Annotated in this window: 18 protein-coding genes; 6 read left to right on the plus strand and 12 right to left on the minus strand. The window is 59.3% G+C overall.

Going from position 1 to position 20213, the window contains the following annotated elements; all coding sequences use genetic code 11:
- The first annotated feature begins 4 nt into the window (after positions 1-4).
- The 3 genes from AC3IMC_RS18580 to AC3IMC_RS18590 are packed head-to-tail and all read left to right on the plus strand — an operon-like array spanning position 5 to position 3252.
- Positions 5-1003 carry a substrate-binding domain-containing protein gene (locus tag AC3IMC_RS18580; protein WP_490920244.1) on the plus strand — a complete coding sequence of 333 codons (999 nt, stop codon included), beginning with the start codon at positions 5-7 and terminating at the stop codon, positions 1001-1003.
- 48 nt (positions 1004-1051) lie between these two features.
- Positions 1052-2611: a sugar ABC transporter ATP-binding protein gene (locus tag AC3IMC_RS18585; RefSeq protein ID WP_490920246.1), complete on the plus strand. Its 1560-nt coding sequence runs from the start codon at positions 1052-1054 to the stop codon at positions 2609-2611.
- Positions 2608-3252, plus strand: coding sequence for a beta/alpha barrel domain-containing protein (locus tag AC3IMC_RS18590; protein ID WP_490920247.1), 645 nt, complete (start codon positions 2608-2610; stop codon positions 3250-3252). The genes AC3IMC_RS18585 and AC3IMC_RS18590 overlap by 4 nt, the downstream gene beginning before the upstream one ends.
- A gap of 69 nt (positions 3253-3321) precedes the next feature.
- Here AC3IMC_RS18590 and panD read toward each other — a convergent pair whose 3' ends face one another.
- Entirely contained in the window at positions 3322-3747 is a 426-nt protein-coding gene (gene panD, locus AC3IMC_RS18595) for an aspartate 1-decarboxylase (RefSeq protein ID WP_490920261.1), read from the minus strand.
- 381 nt (positions 3748-4128) lie between these two features.
- Between panD and AC3IMC_RS18600 the strand changes: the two genes are divergently transcribed.
- The 3 genes from AC3IMC_RS18600 (at position 4129) to AC3IMC_RS18610 (ending at position 6944) form a co-directional block, all read left to right on the plus strand.
- The gene (locus AC3IMC_RS18600; protein WP_490920248.1) at positions 4129-4818 is read left to right on the plus strand and encodes a hypothetical protein; all 690 of its coding nucleotides are present in this window, start codon (positions 4129-4131) and stop codon (positions 4816-4818) included.
- 273 nt (positions 4819-5091) lie between these two features.
- On the plus strand, positions 5092-6135 hold the full coding sequence (locus AC3IMC_RS18605; protein ID WP_490920249.1) for a YeiH family protein: 1044 nt from the start codon (positions 5092-5094) through the stop codon (positions 6133-6135).
- A 569-nt stretch (positions 6136-6704) separates the two neighbouring features.
- Positions 6705-6944 carry a hypothetical protein gene (locus AC3IMC_RS18610; RefSeq protein WP_490920250.1) on the plus strand — a complete coding sequence of 80 codons (240 nt, stop codon included), beginning with the start codon at positions 6705-6707 and terminating at the stop codon, positions 6942-6944.
- A gap of 50 nt (positions 6945-6994) precedes the next feature.
- On the opposite strand, the gene AC3IMC_RS18615 is transcribed toward AC3IMC_RS18610, so the two are convergent.
- From AC3IMC_RS18615 to AC3IMC_RS18665, 11 genes are all read right to left on the minus strand, one after another.
- Complete coding sequence (locus AC3IMC_RS18615) at positions 6995-9541, minus strand: bifunctional FO biosynthesis protein CofGH (protein WP_490920251.1); 2547 nt, start codon at positions 9539-9541, stop codon at positions 6995-6997.
- Positions 9542-9578: 37 nt separating this feature from the next.
- Positions 9579-10568 (minus strand): 2-phospho-L-lactate transferase, encoded by a 990-nt coding sequence (cofD, locus tag AC3IMC_RS18620; RefSeq protein WP_490920252.1) that lies wholly within the window; start codon positions 10566-10568, stop codon positions 9579-9581.
- 9 nt (positions 10569-10577) lie between these two features.
- A complete protein-coding gene (locus AC3IMC_RS18625) occupies positions 10578-11387 on the minus strand; it encodes a nitroreductase family protein (RefSeq protein ID WP_490920253.1) in 810 nt (269 codons plus the stop codon).
- 172 nt (positions 11388-11559) lie between these two features.
- Positions 11560-12315, minus strand: coding sequence for a CoA transferase subunit A (locus tag AC3IMC_RS18630; RefSeq protein WP_490920254.1), 756 nt, complete (start codon positions 12313-12315; stop codon positions 11560-11562).
- Between the two features lie 168 nt (positions 12316-12483).
- Positions 12484-13860: an aminotransferase class III-fold pyridoxal phosphate-dependent enzyme gene (locus AC3IMC_RS18635; RefSeq protein WP_490920255.1), complete on the minus strand. Its 1377-nt coding sequence runs from the start codon at positions 13858-13860 to the stop codon at positions 12484-12486.
- Positions 13861-13968: 108 nt separating this feature from the next.
- Positions 13969-14433 carry a hotdog family protein gene (locus AC3IMC_RS18640; RefSeq protein WP_490920262.1) on the minus strand — a complete coding sequence of 155 codons (465 nt, stop codon included), beginning with the start codon at positions 14431-14433 and terminating at the stop codon, positions 13969-13971.
- Positions 14405-14884 carry a MaoC family dehydratase gene (locus AC3IMC_RS18645; protein ID WP_490920256.1) on the minus strand — a complete coding sequence of 160 codons (480 nt, stop codon included), beginning with the start codon at positions 14882-14884 and terminating at the stop codon, positions 14405-14407. Before AC3IMC_RS18645 ends, AC3IMC_RS18640 begins: the two co-directional genes overlap by 29 nt.
- Before the next feature lie 46 nt (positions 14885-14930).
- Positions 14931-15290: a RidA family protein gene (locus AC3IMC_RS18650; RefSeq protein ID WP_490920257.1), complete on the minus strand. Its 360-nt coding sequence runs from the start codon at positions 15288-15290 to the stop codon at positions 14931-14933.
- A gap of 15 nt (positions 15291-15305) precedes the next feature.
- Positions 15306-16064, minus strand: a complete 759-nt coding sequence (locus AC3IMC_RS18655) for an enoyl-CoA hydratase/isomerase family protein (protein ID WP_490920258.1) — start codon at positions 16062-16064, stop codon at positions 15306-15308.
- A gap of 59 nt (positions 16065-16123) precedes the next feature.
- Positions 16124-18085, minus strand: coding sequence for a flavin-containing monooxygenase (locus AC3IMC_RS18660; protein WP_490920259.1), 1962 nt, complete (start codon positions 18083-18085; stop codon positions 16124-16126).
- A 726-nt stretch (positions 18086-18811) separates the two neighbouring features.
- The gene (locus AC3IMC_RS18665; protein WP_490920260.1) at positions 18812-19666 is read right to left on the minus strand and encodes a transporter substrate-binding domain-containing protein; all 855 of its coding nucleotides are present in this window, start codon (positions 19664-19666) and stop codon (positions 18812-18814) included.
- Between the last annotated feature and the right edge of the window lie 547 nt (positions 19667-20213).

Genomic DNA, 20213 nt, shown 5'->3' on the forward strand with positions numbered 1-20213 from the left:
AACGATGAAGATCAAATCCAACGCCCTGATGGCAGCCGGAGTCCTCGCGCTAAGCCTGGCCGGATGTTCAAACGCAGCAACCGACACCAGCCCGCCAGCCAGCACGGGCAGCAACGCCTTGCCCGCGTCCTGCACCAGCGGGAAACCCACCATCGGAGTCGCGCTGCCCAACACGGTGAACCCGTACTACGTCGCAATGAAAAAAAGCTTCGAAGACCACGGCAAGGAACTCGGCTATGACGTCAAGGTCGCCATCGCCAACGACAGCGACTCCAACCAACTGGCCCAAATCGATTCGTTCGTCCAGCAAGGAGTGTGTGCCGTAGCACTGAACGCGGTCAACTCGGGCCCGGGCGCAGCCAGTGTCGCGAAGCTGAACGCCGCGAAGATCCCCGTCTTCACCGTCAACGTCATCATCTCCGACAAAGACCTCAAGACCCAGAACGCCTCCTACGTCCAGTATGTCGGGGCGGATCAGGTAGCAGGCGGCAAGCAGATGGGCGAGCAGGCACTCAAGGACCTCGGCAAGGACGCGAAAATCGTCGCCGGGATCATCGGGAACCCTGATCAGATCCCCACCAACCAGCGTGACGAGGGCTTCACCACCGCGGTCAAAGCGAACCCCAACGCGAAAGTCACTACCACCGTCAACGGCAAAATCGACCCCAGCGTCAGCCTCCAGGTCACGGGGGACCTGCTGCAGGGCAACCCGGATCTGAACGTCATTTTCGCCGACGCCGGCCCCCACGCAGTAGGCGCACTGCAGGCCATCGCCCAGCAAAACAAGGCAGACAAGGTCAAGGTCTACGCGTTCTGCGCCGCCGACACCCCCTTGAAAGACAACTACGCTGCCTGCGCCGCTCAGGAACCGGCGGAGTACGCCAAGATCACCATCGACAACATGAAGACCTTCCTTGGGGGCGGAAAAGTCGAAAACCAGGTGCTGCAGCCGCTCAAAGTCTTTGTCAGGGGCCAGACCCCTGGCCCCGGCGAAGTCGGCTAGCTCCACCATCCTGAACCCGGGCGAACACTGAAAAATGAGGAATAAACAATGACTGACAACTCCGGACTTGTCGTAACGGACATCTCCAAAACGTACGGAGCCACACGGGCACTTAGTAACGTCAGTCTCCGTGTTCGCCCGGGAGAAGTGGTGGCCCTCATAGGCCACAACGGCGCAGGAAAATCAACCCTGCTCCGCTCCTTGTCCGGCGCCGAAGTGCCGGACCAGGGAACCATCAGCGTTGACGGTGACGCCTCCGGCTTCACCTCCCCCAAGGACGCCTCCGGCGCCGGCATAGCCTGCGTCTATCAGGAACTGAGTCTGATTGATCAGCTTACGGTGGCAGAAAACGTGTTCCTTGGGCAGGAGCGGACGACCGGGCCCCTCCTTAGCCGGAAGGAAATGCAGCGCATCGCCGATGACCTGTGCCACGAGTACGGTATCGCCGCCCGCGCCAACGACCCCGTCGGCAGCCTGCCGGTCTCCCAGCGCCAGCTGCTGGAAGTCGCCCGGGCCATCTACCACGACGCGAAGTACTTGCTGCTTGATGAACCGACAACGGCCTTGGAAGAGCAGCAGGTGCAGGATCTTCTGTCCATCATCCGCCGTCTGACTGCCGAAAAACGTGTCGGTGTCCTACTCGTGGACCATAAGCTGGACGAGGTGTTTGCTGTCGCGGACCGCATCGTCGGGCTCGCCAATGGCCGCATCGTCCTGGACGGGGACGCCAGCCAGATCGACAGGCAGGCTGTCGTCGATGCCATCGTCGGTGATCACGAAGTGGAGGTCAGTGACATCGTCGGTGACGGCACCCACCCCCACCACGTCGAGGCACCCAGCGAAGACGAACTCCAGCACACCTTCGGCGCACCCGTCCTCGAAGCACGCGACATCCGGGGAAACGGGCTGCACCGCGTCAGCATGACCGTTCACCAGGGCGAGATCCTGGGCATCTACGGCCTCATCGGCTCCGGACGCTCCCGCTTCCTCCGAACCGTCTACGGAGCCGAACCCCTGGGAGAGGGCGAGCTGAAGCTTAGCGGCCGCAGTTACTCGCCCCGGCGGCCAGGCGACGCAGTCCGGGAAGGGATCGCCTTCCTTTCAGAAGAAAGAAAATCTGACGGCTTCATCCCCCAAATGTCCTCGGTGGACAACGCGGTGCTTCCCATCCTTGGCCGACATGTCCGCGCCGGGCTGCTGAACTGGAAGAAGCTCCGCAGCGCTTCCAACGACGTACTGGCCCAGATGACGATCCAAGGCGACATCAACTCCCCCATAACAGCCTTGTCAGGCGGCAACCAACAAAAAGCCTTGTTCGCACGGGCGACACTTCAGGCCCCGCGCCTGCTCCTGCTCGACGAACCCACCAAAGGCGTCGACATCGGAGCCAAACAAGAGATCTACGGCATCATCAGGCGCCTGGCTCGGGAAAAGAACGTCGCGGTCATTGTTGTTTCCAGCGAAGAAGAGGAGCTGACAACACTTGCCAACACGATCACTGTCTTTCGCCAAGGCACTTGCGACGGCACAGTCTTCGCCAAAGACGCAATCAGCCCTGCACAGTTGCGTGAACTCGCCTGGGGCGACGCAGCAGAACTGCGGGCATGAACCAGGAACTCCTACGCCAAGCCAACGCTGCATCCGCAACCCTCTCGGGCAGCCTGATCACCGTACCCCGCCCAGAAAGACCAGAAACCGCCAGAGAGCTATGGGCCGCCGGGGCGTGGGTCCATGCCGATGTACTGGAAGGCAGCTATGCACACCAGCCAGGCATCGACTTCACCGAAATCCACGCCCTTCACCAGATGAACGCCAACAGGCTGGACGTTCACCTCATGGTCGATGACCCGATCCTGGCCTGCCAAAAAATCCCGTCGGGACTGGGCCGACTGACCATCCAAATCAGCCGGAACTGGGATCTCGCCGACATCATCACCCATGCCCGCTCCAAGGCCAAACAGCTATGGCTGGCCGTCGATGGTGAATACAACCTGAACGACGTCGACAACCTCAGTGCGCACCTTGGAGCCATGACCGACACCGGCATCCTCGTGATGCTCACCCCACCAGGACAACCCGGAAAAAGGGCCAGCCCGGACCGGATACAGGACATACGGAAGCTGCACCAGACACTTCCGCTGCCACTGGGCGCGGACGGAGACGTCAATACCGGGAACCTCGATGACATCATCGCGGCGGGGGCTACCTACCTTGTTGCAGGCCGTGCTCTTGTCGGCGCAGAACGCTAAAACTCCAACCGTTTCCCCAATACTTGATCAGCAGGAACTGTCGGGGTCGAAGTGTCAAAGTACCTTGGGTTACAGCTCAGCTGTGTGAAGCCCAAACGGGGGGCGGAGCAGTCCGGGAGTAAGGCCCTCTGCGGGATCGTTACCGAGTTGGATGACGTGATTATTCCGGTCGACGTGGACCACGCGCGGTTCGTAGGCTTTGGCTTCCTCGGTGGTCATCTCGGCGTAGGTAATCAGAATGACTGTGTCGCTCTCTTGAACAAGATGTGCGGCCGCGCCGTTGATGCCGACCACGCCTGATCCCCGCTCACCGGCGATGGTGTAGGTTTCCAGACGGGCGCCATTTGTTACGTCGACGATGGCGACAAGTTCCCCGGGAAGAATATCAGCCGCATCGAGCAGATCCAGGTCGACGGTGACCGAACCTACGTAGTGTAGATCGGCGTGAGTAACTGTTGCCCGGTGAATTTTGGACTTGAACATCTTTCGATTCATAACGGCATCAGCGTAGCGGCCAAGGCCACCTACCCGGTTATCCAGAAGAGGCATGGGTCCATGCGTTGGTGACCAGTTAGCACTAAACGGCAGACTGAAATGATGCCTGTCGTAGCCCCACTTGCTGGTCGGTGCAGCATCCACGCAGTCCTGCCGAGGCCAGCCAACAGAGTTCCTGGTGAGCGTAATTGTGGTGGACACGGCCGTACTCGATTTCGCCACCCAGAGCGTTTTCAACGACCCGCGCTTGACGTATGCAAAGGGGAGTTTGGTTCTGAGTGAACGATTCAGTCCAATACCTCGTCGTTATGGCAGGAGCCGGTCTTTGGCACCGGAGAAAGTCGCTTCTCACTCTGTGAGCTGAGCCGAGGAAGAAACACCATGAAAATGAGTAACCGTCGAATTACTGCTGTCGTTAGCTCTGTGGGAGTGTTGGGCGCAATCGTAGCGGGGGCTGCAAGTGCGAGTCCGGTGCTGGAGAAGTCTGTTCCCGCGGTGTCCGAAGGGCATCCTGTGGAAATCGAGGTGCTTGCCCCCAAAAAAGGAGATATTGCCGGAGTCTCCGGCTCCGGCTGGTTCGTAGACCTGAGAGTGCGCTACGGCGAAGGCTTGGCCGCAGCAGGGTTCACGGGTTTGCAGCTCACCGGACCGGGCACGCATGCGAACGCGGCGCCTTTCCCTGGATCGTTCTCGACGGGGCAGGATGATCGTCTGCCGGGCCTCGTTGTACTCGCCTCCACCACCACCAGCACCGTCAAGGGCTTTTCCGGCCCCGGCACGAATCTGGCCAACCTGTTCAATCTCACGGGCATCACTGACCGCTCAAGAAAGGGCGCTGAAATCTGGGATTCCTGGGTCGTCGGCGCCCCGATTGCCGGTCAGGACGTTGACAGCACCCTGACGGTCGCGCTGATCGGCGACCTAAACCAAGACGGCATCTATAACGATGCTCCGAACGTCGTGCCGGACTCCAACGGTGATGGCACGATCGATGCATCAGATCTGGAAGCCCTCGGGGTCGCGTCGAAGATCATAACGGTCCCATTCCATATTTCGGGGGACCCCAGCTAGCGCGACGTTGTGGATGGCCACCGCGATCGAACTTTCGCCTCGGCAAGAGTTTCTCGTCTCCCATCCCGTTATCCTCGCGACCCGCCTTGCCTTGGAAGGCCGCTCAGGGCAAGGCGGAGTCATTCTCGGCGCCGGCCCATAGTGGTGTTGAACCTGCGCCTCCACTGCTACATTCCATCGATATTCGGCCTGAGCAAAGGTATGCCGGGAACGTATGCTTGCATAAGGGATTGCTCTCTACTGGTGGGCAACGAGGTGCCCGAGCATGGAATTATGAAAGCCCTCGATGACCCGAAGACGACATCCGCGCCTAGCACAACAAGGAGTCGTCTCGTACTCGACTCCTATCGGGTACTCTCGCCCGGACTCGCAGTCGCGGTGGGCGGCGCCCTCGTCGCGATAGGAGTCACGGCTCTGGTTCGAGGCCTCAGCCCCCTGCTGGTTGCCATCGCCCTAGGACTTGCGGCACGCAATCTTGGTTTACTCCCCGAGAGGCTTACCCCAGGGCTTACTGTCGCCAGCAGGGTCCCCCTTCGCCTGGGAATCGTTATCCTTGGTCTGCAGCTCTCACTTCAAGACCTCGCAAAGCTAGGTTGGGGCATCCCCCTGCTTGCAGTTTCCGTCGTCGCGATAGGCATATTCGCCACGGTAATCCTGGGACGGTTACTGAAGGTCCCGCCTCGCCAGACCATGCTTGTAGCCTGCGGCTTTTCGATTTGCGGCGCGGCGGCAGTCGCCGGTGTCCAATCCGTGGTTGAGGCCGACGAAGAGGAAACGGTAACGGCGGTCGCCCTTGTAGTACTTTTCGGGACGCTTATGATCCCCGGCATCCCCGTCCTTGTCAGCCTCCTAGGGCTCTCGAACCAGATAGCAGCAGTCTGGGCTGGAGCTTCCATTCATGAAGTGGCCCAAGTGGTGGCGGCTGGCGGAATTATTGGCGGTACAGCACTGGCCACAGCGGTAACCGTCAAACTTGCCCGCGTTCTGATGCTCGCGCCAACGGTTGCCATACTCTCTTGGCGTCAGCGCCGCGCTGGCACCACACCAGGAATGAAGCGTCCCCCGATCGTTCCCCTCTTCATGCTCGGGTTCATCCTTCTGGTCGTCGTCCGCAGCACCATCGATGTGCCGACAGATGTGTTGGCCACCGCGGGATCCATTCAAAGCTTCCTGCTCGCCTCAGCGATGTTCGGACTCGGCACAAGCGTTCGCCTAAAGGCCCTCCTCCGCCGTGGAGGCCGCACATTGACTCTCGCGGCAGGCTCCACCGCCATCGTCTGCCTGGTCGGCCTAGGCGGGGCGCTGCTCGTCGCATAACTGCTGCCAGTCGCCCAAAAACCTTCTGGCTTGGGCTGAATAACCAGACGCAGCCCCTCCGAGGCACTTTCCATCCAGCCTGTCGCCGGAATACCGAAACCACGTGAAGATCGTATGAGGTGTGGAGCAACAAGCGGTCCTCCGGGCAGAACGCGGAGGACCGCACCACATTCTGGTCATCGGCAGAAGGAAGAAATTTTCGCTCAGGGTCCGAAAAACCGTATAGATCAAGCCGTGGATCCTCACCTGAGAAAAAATCGGTCACTGAGATACGGTGGTCCGATGCCTATGAGGCATGTCCTGGCCGGCGCCGGCACAAGCAGCACCCCTTCTCAGGGGTGCACGTCTCAAAGGGCCTTACGACCGTCAAGCTGCACCCGCGGTGTCAGCCTGTTGCAGCGCAGTTAACGTTGCGTGCCAGTCCTGGCGAAGGATATACCGAGGCCGGACCAGGGTGACTTCAGGGAAGCGAGGACCCTGGGTATTTCATTCTCTGGAGGGGCGCTGGATTCCCATCTGTAGTCAATCCATACTTCAAAACCCTCGACCCGCTCGAACAACTGACGTGTGTGGGCGCCTTCAGAACTCAGCCACAGCACCGCATCATCCTGCGTGACGGCGTCAACGGTTCCGAAACGCACCAAGTGACCATTGAAAAGGATGGCTACCTGCTGACCCACAACGGGAAGCCACTCTCGCTGGAAGTGAAATGCCATGCCTGCGCTCACTTTCTGGATGTCGGCGACCTATTGCATCAGGTCGGTCGGTCAGTGCGTTCGGGCGTCATGTTTTTCCCGACTCATATGTAGATGCCCTGCCGGTGTCGCCTATGAGTCCACAGGCCTTGCACACTGCCTACTCAGCCTCGGCTCATCGTCCCGTACGTGGTGGTGCGTTCCACCACAGGGCGCCCTATACCGGCACCTATGGCCACAAGTTCCTCCACGCTCTTCGCCGAACCGTGCTCCGAGCCGGCCATGCGCGAGATTGTCTCCTCCATCAGGGTGCCGCCGACATCGTTGGCCCCGGCGTTGAGCATGGCCTGAGTGCCTTCCACTCCGAGCTTTACCCAGGACGTCTGGATATTTTTGATACGCCCATGCAAAAGAATCCTTGCCATCGCGTGCACCGCCAGGTTGTCTCGAGGAGTGGGCCCGGGCCGGGCGATGCCAGCAAGGTATATAGGGGAAGAGTGGTGCACGAAAGGCAGAGGCACGAATTCCGTGAAACCACCTGTCTCATCTTGAATGCGCGACAAGACGCGTAGATGGTTGACCCAGTGGCGGGGGTTGTCGACATGCCCGTACATCATGGTGGAGGACGAAGGGATCCCGAGCTGGTGCGCGGTAGTGATCACTTCAATCCAGGTTTTGGTCGGGAGCTTTCCCTTTGTCAGGACCCAGCGGACGTCATCATCAAGGATTTCTGCGGCTGTTCCGGGGATTGATCCCAATCCGGCCTCCTTCGCCTTAAGGAGGAATTCCCGGAAAGACAGCCCCGTCCGGTTTGCGCCGTTGACAATTTCCATCGGGCTGAAGGCATGCACGTGCATCCCTGGTACGCGCTGTTTCACCGCGGCCGTGAGGTCAAAGTACGCCGTACCCGGCAGCTGCGGATCGATACCGCCCTGCATACATACTTCAGTTGCCCCCAACTCCCACGCTTCTTCTGCGCGGTCAGCTACTTGGGCCAGCGATAATGAATAAGCGTCTGGATCGGTGCGCCGCTGCGCGAAGGCACAAAACCTGCATCCGACATAACAAACGTTGGTGAAGTTGATGTTCCGGTTCAGCACGTATGTCACGTTGTCCCCAACGGTGTCCCGCCGGAGCTCATCAGCGAGACGAACCACTTGGGTCAGGAGGTCGCCTTCAGCGGTCATCAGCGCCAATGCATGCTCGTCCGAAAGCCCTCCTGGGTTGGCCTCCGCAGCCCGAAGTGCGGCGAGCCCGTCTGCGTCGGCGCGGGAAACGTTACTAGCGGGGGGTTTGGACGAGGACGTGGATGCGGCTTGCTCGCCGACGGCTGCCCAATCACCGTAAACATTCTGAAAGTCGCTACGAACATCTGCTCGTCGTCCTTCGGTGTCCACGCTGGCGTACAGATCTGTACGTCCCAAACTTTCGAATGCCAGATCAGGTTCCTGCCATGGCAAACCCACAGGCCGGCGCTCACCATTTATGACTTCGAGGTCCACCAGCCCCTCATGATCGACAAGGGCAGCAACGTGGCCTGACACTCTCGGATCAATCCACGGCTCACCGGCCAGCACATATTGCGGATGTGCGGTTAACCGTGCACGAAGGGTGAACCCCGACTGGCTGGTAACTCGGCGCAGGCGCTCCAACGAAGGCCATGGACGTTCAGGATTCACGTGGTCCGGCGTGACCGGAGACACTCCCCCCCAGTCGTCGACACCGGCGTCAAGAAGCCTTGTGCATTCGTCGAGGTTCACGAGGTTCGGCGGTGCCTGAATGCGGATCTTCGGACCCAGGAGAATGCGCGAGACAGCAATGGCCGCCACGTATTCGTCGACACTCAGGTCGGGGGTATTTTGCATGGCGGTCTTTGGCTTGGCTCTAAAGTTCTGAACGATGACTTCTTGAACGTTGCCATACGTGCGCGCGATCTTCCGAATGGCGAAGATGGTATCAGCGCGTTCTTCGTTGGTTTCACCGATACCGACCAGCAGCCCGGTGGTGAACGGGATGGACAGTCTGCCGGCGTCCTCCAGTACCCTCAGGCGGACTTTGGGATCCTTGTCGGGGGAGCCGAAGTGTGCTTCACCGCGGGTGTTGAACAGGCGTCTCGACGTGGTTTCCAGCATCATGCCCATCGAGGGGCTGACGGGCTTAAGACGGTTCATCTCGTCCCACGACATGACGCCGGGATTTAGATGCGGCAAAAGGCCTGTTTCTTCCAAGACCCGCACAGCCATGGCGCGCACATAATCAAGGGTGGAGTCGTACCCATGCTCGTTTAGCCACTTCGCTGCCTCGGGCCATCGGTCTTCCGGCCGATCGCCGAGGGTGAATAGCGCCTCGGTGCATCCTACTTCCGCGCCCGCCTTGGCGATATTGATGATCTCATCAGGGGAGAGGTATGGTGCCCGCCCTTCACGTGATCCCTGCTCTGGTGTCTCAACGAAGGTGCAGTAGTGGCACCGGTCGCGACACAACCTGGTTATGGGGATGAACACCTTTGGCGAGTAAGTGATTGTGCGCGGCCGACCAACTTCCCGCAGCCCGGCGTCGCGTGTGCGGGAGGCGACCGCAGACAACCGTTCCAGTTCCTCGCCGCGCGCCTGCAGGAGGGCAGTCGCTTCCGCCAAGTCCAACGACGCGCCCTTCTCTGCACGGGCAACGGCGCGACGAATTTCCTGGGGCTTTGCAGGAGCAGTGCTCATGGGAATAACTTTCAACTAGTTGGGTTTCCGTGCCGGCTCAAGGTACTTTCGCGCCACCGGTTTCGGTGGCGATACTCACTGGTGAAGTCACCGCACGCACTAGATCGCGGCCGAATGCCGGGTTCACGTGGGTCAAAGTGCGGGCCACAATAGGTGTCACGCCGAGCGCCTGGATGCGCGTGACTTCTTCCTGGTCGGCTTCGTCGATAACGAAGAAGTCGACAAGATCGGTGTACAAGGATGCGGCTGCTGATGCGGTGTGTTCCAGGCCCCGGGCTTCCATGAGACGCCCTCGCAGCTTCGCTCGATGGGCGTCGCCCGCATTGTTAAACCCCGCTCGGGAAACGACAGGGGTGACCGCGACAACGGGCGCAGCAGTTGCTTGGATTGCTGCGCGAGTCTCCCCCACGCTGAGGATTGGCAGCATGCTCGCCATCGGACTGCTGGGTCCCAGAACCACGAGCGAAGCAGTTTCGAGTGCTTCGGTCACGGCCGATGGCGTTCTTGCCACCTCAATTCCCTTATATCGAATTTCCTCTACGAGCGGTTCTGCCTGGTGACGGACGTGGTACTCCTGGAAACTGGTCCATCCTGCCCCTTTCTCTAAAACTTCCGTGCTGACTTCTTCTTCGCACATCGGAAGAATTCGGGTAGCTACCTTATTTACCCGGGCAAGATGGGCTGTCACCTCACTCAAGGGCATTCCGCCATTTAGTAGCTGCGTCCTCAAAAGATGCGTCGCCAAGTCGCGGTCGCCCAGGTTGAACCAAACGTCTTCACCGAGTTCAGCCAGCGCAGCCATTGCGGTGAATGACTCATCGAGAAGGCCCCAACCTCGTTCCTGGTCCTGCTTGCCTGCGAGACCGTAGGTGACGGTGTCGAGGTCGGGGCAAACCCGCAATCCGTAGTGCCAAAAGTCGTCGGCGGTATTCACGACCAGAGTGAGGGACTCCTGGCCGATGTCGTTTGCCAGTGCTCGCCACAGTCGGGTTGCACCGATACCTCCGCCGAAACACACGATGGACACGAAAGGGTCCTATTCCTTAGTCATCGTCTTAGAACCGAAGTCGAACATTTTGTCCAGCGCCTCAACCTCCGCTTTGCGCCAGGACACGGGAGCGGGTTCCTGGATCATGCCGGTCTCTTTCAGGTACTCGAGGACGGCCACATCCTGTTTTAGCGGGTTACCCCACGTGTGCTCAAAGAAGAGCGTTTCGAAAGGCGCCCGGGGCCGTTGTCCGCCTGCTTTGGCGTCTTCCGCCGGGTAGCCGACAAGTTGGAGCTGGGCAGGCGTGACATCGTCGGGCAGGCCGAGAATGGGACGCATGGCATCGCGGTCACCGGAGGCAAGGCACGAGCCCAAGCCCTGGTCAACTGCGGCCAGGACAGCGCTGCCGATGCCGAGGCCAACCTCAATCGCGCTTAGCCATTCAGCAAAGTGTCGCTCCCCCTTGAGTACGTTGAACTCTGGGGTCTGCAGGACGCCGGAGTCCACTTTCTCCTCTGTCCATCCCTGAGTTGCGTTCAACGCACCGACGTCAATGAGTTCCATGAGCAAATCGCGCATGTTGTTCCAGGCGCTTAGGTCAACGACCCAGACGATGATGACTGGGGCGAGCTGCGCCATCGTCTGGTTATGAAGGGCGTTGACGATGCCGTCGAAGATATCGTCCGGCGTTTCCCCACGGGTCAGTACAACTGCTTTTCGAAGTTCGTGAGTGTTGGCCTGGGAGCATTGCAGCCGGGCCGCCTCCAGGATGACCTGTATTTTTTCTTTCTCTACAGGCCGATAGGGCTTGTAGTACCGGATCGCTCGCCTGTCGCCGACAACCTGCTTGAAGTCCATTGCACTCCTTCGTAATCATGGTTTAGTCACAGCATTCGCCCGCATGGACACGAACTGGGTCGCGGTTGTCCATGCCAACGGGGCACGTTTGCAGTATTGCCCCCTACCTGGCCCTGGGGTAGTTGGCTTTTCGTCATGGAGCCATTCACAACTCGCATGGGTGAACCGGCAGTTATGTGGGTGAGGCCGTCAAAGCCACCACATGCCGCACTAAGGCGCCGGGGGTGTGTACGTCCTCCGGGTTCAGGTCACCAGACTCAACGAGTTCTTCGACTTCGGCGATCGTGATGCGTCCGGACAGTGCGCAGAGGTGGTTGAAGGTCCGGTCCGCATCCCGGTAGACGAGGTTTCCATGCCGATCCCCCTTCCAGGCATGCACCAAACTGAAATCAGGGGTAATTCCGCGTTCCAAGACGTATTCCATGCCGCAGAAGGTCCGTGTTTCTTTTGGGTGCAGCGCCAGCGCGACCGCGCCGACGCTGTCGCGGCTCGGGCGCGCAGCGTCCTGGGCTCGCGGGACCACCCCGGTCCGGGTAAAGAAGGCGGCCACGCCCAATCCGCCGGCTTGAAGCCGTTCGCTGAGGACGTCCTGCTGAACTAGCTCAACCTCGACCCCTCCCCCAAGATACTTCCGAAGGAATTCCTTGTCCCGCCCCAGATTTGGCGCGACCATTCGGCTAACGCGGCCGGCCGTGAGGAGCCGAGCAAAATCTTTGCTGTCGACTCCCGGCTCATTGGAAATTATTTCCAGGTCTTTCACACCGGATTTGTACAGCCCATCTAGGAGCGCTGAGGGGATTGCGCTGAGGCTCAAGCCGGTGGCGATCGATGAACGTGTTGTTATGCCGGCGACGGCTGCCAAGGCCGAAGTGACGACTTTGCTCGTGGGGCTCACCTCAAATCTAGTTGCGAGGGCGGTGTTGTTCATTTTGGCTTGCAGAACGCTTTAGCCGCCCGCGCCGGCGCCTTTGGCAAGGTAGTTAGGTCTACGGGGCCGAATACGAAGAGGGGCGACTCATCAGTCACTTCAGCCGGGGAACAGGTCGACGGGTGCCGGCCTCGTAAGCCGGCGTGCATGATCCCTTGGCGCTGGCGGCTACGCGCCAAGATATTCCTCCACTGCCGTGACGACCGCATCCACACCATTTAGGAGCTCCGTCACGACTTCTTGATCCGCCATCAGGGGAGGGGAAAGCACGAGCATCGTGCCGCCCCGGTCATCCGCGCGGGTTAGTAGATTCACTCGTTTCATCGCAGCCGGCAAGATCTCTCGGGTAATTGTCTCGGCTTCGAGTGCAGTCAGTTCTCTGCCTAAGTGTCGGTTTCCTGTGAATTCCAGAACCTGCAGGAAGCCAGCTCCACGCGACTCTTTCACGCTTGGATGACTTTCGCGAATAGTGTCCAGGCCGTTTTGCAGAGTCGTTTCGAGTGCTCGGACCTGGCCGAGAATCCCCTCGTCACGTATGGCTGTCAGGTTCGCGACTGCGACGGCGGTCGCGACTGGATGCCCGCCCCAGGTACCACCATGAGAGAACATGCCCCCCTGCGGCGAATCCATGAGGCCGGCGACAAGGCTGTCTCGAATGATAACGCCTCCCAGCGGCGCATACCCTGATGTGACTCCTTTGGCGAAGGTGATCAGGTCCGGGTCCGCCCCAAACCTCGTGCTGCCGAACCACTGTCCGACGCGGCCGAACGCTGTAATGACTTCGTCCGCAATCAGCAAGCATCCGACACGGTCACAGATCGCGCGGAGCTCCTGCCAGTATCCTTCAGGCGGGACCAAAGCTCCCCCGGAGTTCTGAACTGGTTCTGCAATCACCGCGGCGATCGTCTCGGGCCCTTCCTCATCGATGATGCGAAGCAGTGCCTGGATGCTGGGGAGGTCAGCGGCCCTGCCGCCCTCGTGGAGTTTCTCGCCGCGGGTATTCGGAAAGTGACGAACACCCTCAAGCAACGGACCGAAGGGCGCCTTGAACCGATCAATGCCGGTCACGCTTAGTGCCCCCATGGTTGTCCCGTGATACGCCATATCCCGGGCAATAAACTTTACGCGTTGTTTGTTGCCTTGGCTCAGATGAAATTGACGGGAGAATTTCAGCGCGGACTCCACAGCCTCAGAGCCTGAACTGACAAAGAACGTGGTGCCAAGGCCTTTGGGGGCGAGGTCCGCGATCATCGTCGCAGCTTCCACCGATGAAGGGTGTGTTGCCGACCAGTTTGTCCAGTACGCCAGTTGCTGCATTTGTTTAGCGGCAGCGGCGACAAAATCGGAGCGGCCATGCCCCATGTTGACACAGAACATGCCTGAGAGGCCGTCCAGGTACCGGCGCCCTTGGTCATCAAAGACGAACGCACCCTCCCCCCGAACGATCACAGGCAAGTTGTCGTCCCGCCATGTAGTCGCGCGCGTAAAATGCGGAAGTAAGTGGGCCTGCGCCTGCCCGCGAATGTTTGTAGTGGATGTCCTCACTGCAGATCTTTTTCCCTTGCTCTGTGTTGGTCCCGGTTTTCCTGACGCTTGAGCGGCTGACGCGTTCCAACAACGACGCCGCTTAACCCGGCCGCTGTCAGCCCTTATTTATTCGGTTATGGGAACGGCGACCGTCACTGTTGCTTTGGTAACGAGGGTTTCGTCCGGATCATTGACCTTCATGGTGCACGTCACAAGCGCCCAGTCGTCATTTTGTTCGACTTTGATGACTTCCCCCGAAATGTGGTGCTTTACGTCGGGGTATGCGACGGAGGTTAGGCGGAAACTGACCGATCGTACGACCGAGCGTGGTCCGAGCATCCGCGTGACTGCTTCCAGGCACCAGTTGCCCATCAGGAAGCCCGGCAGGATTACCCCTTTCCAGCCTTGGGCCCGGCACATCTCGTCGTCGAAGTGGACTTGATGCGCGAAGCGGATCGCCGCAGTATAGAGGGTGGACTGCACCCGGCTGACGCAGCGGTCAAGCGGGGGCACCGTCTGGCCCGGCTCGAGGTCTCTAACAGATATGGCCTGGCTCGTGTATTCAGAAACAAATTTGCTCGTAGCGTTCACGAATAACCAACTCTCCGATCTGGTCCCGGTATTCGGTTTCCCACATGACGACGACGAACTTGCGGGTTGATCCGTCCTTTTCCTTCATCGAAACGAGAGTCTTCACGCCTGTGAGACGATCCCCTATTTTCAGGGGACGGATCCATTGGACCGACAAGGTGCCGCCAACTGACTGCCCGCTACCAATGACAGGCCGATTTTCCACCACAATGCCGTCGGCAGAATACTCGTTGAGCGGCTTGAAAGGACGGACTGCCGCTTGGTACAGCATTGGCGGCACTACCCTTTGGGTGCCGGCAGCAGCTGCGGAAGAATCACTCACATAGGCTGGGTGGTCGTCTTCTGATGCAAAAACGTACTGTTGCACCATTGATTCGGTGATCTCGTCGCCTTCGACGGTGACTTGACGACCAATCCATCCGAGAGCTTCGTCATCGAGTAAAACGCCCATCAGTTTTCCCTCCTGTGATATCCCATTGCCCAGGCGTTCAACGGCCTCACTGTACGGCCGCCTTGCTAGCGATGGCGTCGATTTCGATCAACACGTCCGCGGGCAAGCCGACGGAAATTGTTGAACGGGCAGGGAAGGGTTCTTCAAAGAACGCACGGTATGGCTCGTTCATCTCCTCCCAGTGGGCCATATCCGCCAAATACACTGTCGTTCTGACGACGTCGGCCCTGGTTAGTCCATGGCGCTGGAGGGAATCTTCAAGGTTCTGCAAAGCCAAACTTGTCTGAGCCTGGAGGCCTTCACTCATCTGGCCCTCGGCGGTCCGACCAATGTGACCTGCAGTGAATACGAGATGGTCAGTCTCCCGTGTCTTGCTGTAAGGGGGTGGAGGTTTAGGGGTGTTCATTACTCTCCCGTTCTTTCAATGCTGAGCGGTTTTGGATAGAAATGCGTGCAGACGATTCAGGGCTTCGGGGCTGCGCCCAAACGATTCAGCGTCCGACGCTTCAACATGGCGGGCGAGCCCACCCGCCGCATCCAAAGTCGACCAGGAAGCACGTTTTATGGCCGCGTTCAGGGCCGGGGGCGTAGCTGCAATGGAAATTGCAGCCTCAACGGCGACTTCCTGCAGGTAAGCGGGATCAACTACTTCGGACACTAATCCCACGCCAAACGCCCGTTCCGCGTTGACCGGCCTCGCCCTGAGAAGCATGTCCAAGGCTGGCCCGACGCCGATTAATGTTGGCAGGATACTGAGTTGGCCTCCTATCGGCAGTAGCGCCAACCGGGTTCCGGTGGCAGCAAAGGACGCCGAGGTGGATGCTATGCGGATGTCGCAAGCTAGGGCGAGGTTCAGTCCTCCAGCGTAGGCCGCCCCGTTGACCGCCGCGATTGTTGGTTTTGGTAGGAGCCGGGGGCGTTGAAAGACGTCATTGATGGTGGGGTCATATGCCGAGGTTGGATTATCGAGGAGTTCAGAGATGTCGTGCCCGGAACAGAATGCACGATCACCCGCGCCGCTAATGAGGACCACGCGGACTTCATCGTCCTGTTCTGCCCTGTCCAGCTCCCGGCTCAGGGTCTGAGTCATTTGCTGCGTCATGGCATTGGCCCTAGCCTCATTGGCGATGACCAAGGACAAAACACCGTTGTCTAAGACGCTATGTACTTCTCCAGACATCCTGCAACCCTCTTTCCTGACGATGACCAAAGGCACCGCTAAATACTGCGCCGTGACCTCTATGCCGGCGAACCCGCAGCGTTGCTCATGGACCGTGTGTCATCGTTTCCGCGGTCGGTGTCGTCCGTCAGGGGTTCAACGATAAAGTCCTCCAATTGCGGTGAACGCGTCCGCTCCCAGAACTCGAGCAGCGTCCACGGATGGTTAGTGACAACGCGTCCATTGCTGTTTCGGAAACGGCTCGTCAAGCCTGGCTCAGTCCAGACCATGCGGCCCAGACGTTCGTCGATGGTTTGGTTGTAGGCATCAACCACTTCGGGCTTGATCATGACGGAGCGTTTGTCATCCTCTATCAGCGTCTTGAGGCAGGTCATGATGAACCTGCTCTGTCCCTCCGACATGAATGTTGCTCCTCCACCGTGACCGATGGCGGTGTTGGGTCCTTGCAGGGCGAATAGGTTCGGGTAGTCAGCCATGACTACGCCCAGGTATGCCCGGACATCGTCCCCGCTCCCAAATGTCTCGGCAAGGCGTTTGCCCTTTGCGCTGATGAGGTCAAGGGGCCAGAAGTACTGGGTACCGTGGAATCCGGTCGCGAATCCGATGACGTCCACGGGATAGTGGTTCCCGTCTCCTGTCAAAATTCCAGACTCATCAAGGCCAACGATTTCACTACTGACCAAGCTCACATGCGGTCGGGTCAGGGTCTTGTACCAGTCGTTGTCCACTACCAAGCGCTTTGAATAAGGGGGGTAGGTGGGCGTGACTTTTGCTATCAGATCCTCGCGACCGCCTAGTTCCTTGCGGATGTAAGCGGTGAGCTCCTCCCGGACAGCGTCATTCTCCGGGCTGGGCTTAAGACCGTCAGGGGTTTCCTGCAGGATCATCCGGCGGTGCTCACGATCCCCGAGCACGAAGTCAAGGTAGAAGCGGTACCATGCCAGGTAATTTGGAAGGTTTTGAAGCAGCCACCGTTTCCCTTCGCTGACTGGTCCGATCTCGGTTGGTTTGCGGGGCCGCATCCAGTGCGGGCTCCGGACAAAGACGAGGAGTTCCTTGGCGACTTCGGCAATTGCTCGGGTGACTTGAACACCGCTGGATCCGCTGCCGATGATAGCGACCCGCTTGCCTTCCAGCGACAGATCCTCCCGCCAACGGGCAGTGTGGAATGTCTCGCCCTTGAAGCTTTCGAAGCCCGGGATATTGGGTATTTTCGGCCTGTTCAACGAACCCACAGCGACAACGAGAACGTCCGTGGTCAACACATCGGCTACACCCCCGCGGGTAACATCAAGCCTCCAGCGTGACGTCTCGGCGTCCCATGTGCCGGCCTCGACTTTGGTGCCGAACTGAATACGGTCCAGGACCCCGCGCTTAAAAGCCGCATCTTTCACGTACTGCAGGATTTCATCACGCTTCACGTCGAAACGAGTCCAATCAAGATTGGGCTCCGCTTCCCATGCGTACTGAAAAGCCTGGGTATCCACCCCACACTCGGGGTAGACATTGTCAAACCAGATGCCGCCGGGCTGCGGGTTCATATCGAGGATCTCGTAATCGATCCCGGCGTCAGCGAGGCTGAAGGCGAGACCAAGACCACTCATTCCTGCGCCGACAATGGTGACCTTGAGGTTGCGCCGCTCCACAGCTTTGGGGTCGATATTAACCTTGCCCAATTCCGGATTAAGGTGGTGCTCCAGCTTATGAATGAAGGAAGCGTCCAACCGTTCGTCGATGGCAGCGCGGGCGATGCGCAGTAGGCCGGCCGAGTCATTGACAACTGCGACTTCGGTGAATCCACTCGACGCCAGCCGTTCCAGCTCTGCGCCTGCTTCATCCAGATACTCTTCGCCCTGAGCGTCGATCTGGTCCTGTTGTCCCGCACGCCAGCGACGCAGGGAGGTCAGGCGTTCGTCATCTGCCCACCTCATGTCGCCGGTGAGCTGAGCGAGAACCGCCGCCAAGACTGCTGGTTCGCTGGCTCGTGCGGCTGTTACAAACTCGGAAATGGGTGTCGGCATGAATGCCCTCCTACCATGTGGGGCTGTATGTTTCCCGGTTACTGCCAAGGTCGGTTAAATCCGGTCCTGGCGTCCTGCGCGGGACTTACGGATGAACCCAGTATGGAAGCCATGTCGCGCCGCCAGTAGACAGCGCATTGCTATGCGTGCATACGCCAAGCGCATGACCACCAGTTTCTCTGTGCGCCCGCCACCCCGGGCAGCAACTATTGACCGCTTCTTTTGTCCGTGCCAGGTCTTCCGCGGGTAGACGTGTCCAGCTCCTTAGCCGGACCCACTAGGGCGGCAACAGCGACACGATCAGAAGCATGGTGCCCAAATCGCGGAAGGCGGGATCTTTCTTTTGTTCTGGCCAAGGCAGCGCGCACGCTCGTCTGGGGGAAGGCTTGTTTGGTCAGGCGAATGGATCATGCTCGTCGCCTCCGGAACCAGAGCCCCAATTGGCGCGGAGGCATTTCTGGGCCAAGGGAAGCCGACGACCGCAAAACTTCTCACAGCAAAGTTTCGTCGGTAGGTGTGTTCGCCGCGGCTGGACTGGAGCGGCTTAGTCGCACCGCGGCTGACTCATCTGGGTCGCCTGGCCGACGGAGGTCTGCGGTGCTGTGGGGATCGTCTCGAGGGTTTAGGCAATTAGCTGTAGCAAGGTCTGCCAAAATGCGTTCGCATCCGGAGTCCAGCCACAACATCGTGACTGGATCCGGATGCGGACGTGGTGCAGGATCTTAGTTATTCACCCGTCTCGGGGTTGACCTCAGCGTTCTTAATCGCCCCAGCTTCGAGGCCGTACTTCTTCAGAATATTGGCGTAAGTGCCATCGGCGATCAGGGCGTTCATTGCGTTCTTCAGCGGCTCTGCGAGATCGCTGTCCTTCTTGAGAGTGATTCCCTCAGTAGTCACAGCAAATTTAGGGCCCGTGATCTTCAAGCCGCCGCCTTTCTGGACGGAATAGGTCCCATTGGCCAGCGTGAGGGCGGCAGCGTTGACCCGGTCGCTCTTGACCGCCAGCTGAATAGCTCCTTGGTCCGGGAACGTCTTGACATCAATGGGGGCTTTCCCCGCGTCGGTGCACTGTTTGCTGAAATCCTGCAGGTACTTAAGCGTGTACCCGCCATTTACCTCGGCGATGGAAAGACCGCACATGGCCGAGGGGTCTTCGGGGATCTCCGCCGCGGTGTCCTTAACGACGAGCCGATACCCGTCATCGAAGTAGCTGACAAAGTCGTACGTCTCCTTGCGCTTGGCGGTCACGGATGCGGCCGGCGCCCACGAATACGCGCCTCGGGAAACGCCCAGAAGGCTTTCCTCGAAGGTGGCATTCTTAGTCTCAAACTTGACACCGAAGTAGTTGCTTATGGCTTCTGCAAAGTCGTAGTCGAACCCGCTGACTTTTCCAGCCTCGTCGACGATGGAATAAGGGGGGTAATTAATGACTGGTACGGTGAAACCGGACGCATACTTCTCGGGAAGGCCATTCTTCAGTTCCGCTTTGGACGAAGAGGCTTGCGGGCTACCGCCGCAGCCTGCAAGCGCCCCGACCGCAAGAGCGGCGGCAAGGCCAACGGCCAACATCTTGTTCTTCATGAAGCTCCTCAAACCTGAGCTGAATCTGCTTCAGCTATCTCAATCGAGGGCGGTCCCGACCTCGTTGCTCCATCATGGAAGAGCTGCCGACCGCTGACTACTGATCTTATGGTTATGCCCGCCATGTGCCGCAGGTATGACCCACGGCACACGAGGTGCCCATCTACGTCCGGGGCCCGCCGTGCAGTTTGGAACAGCTTGATCCAAGTGTCCCTTTAACGGCGGGTACAACGCGAGGCCGAAACGTCCCCCACTGGCCACGCAGCGGCCGACTAATGCATTTACCACTGCCCCAGGAAGAGATCTCCGGGAGAAGGTCTGCAACTCTAGGAAAGAAAGTCCGTGACAAGGGGACTCTTGTCACGGGAAAGGGTGCGCCGACACGGTGCCCGAGACATAGGCGCCTTCCTCCCCGTCCGGCAAGGCCAAAGCTCTGGTTTTGGCAGTCCTTCCACAGCAGGACAATGCAACGGCCGGACTTACAGCAACCGTAGCAACACCGGTTCACTGGTTCAGGCATGGAGCGCAGACGCGAACCACGGGGTGT

It is taken from the genome of Arthrobacter sp. E70 (assembly GCF_058266945.1).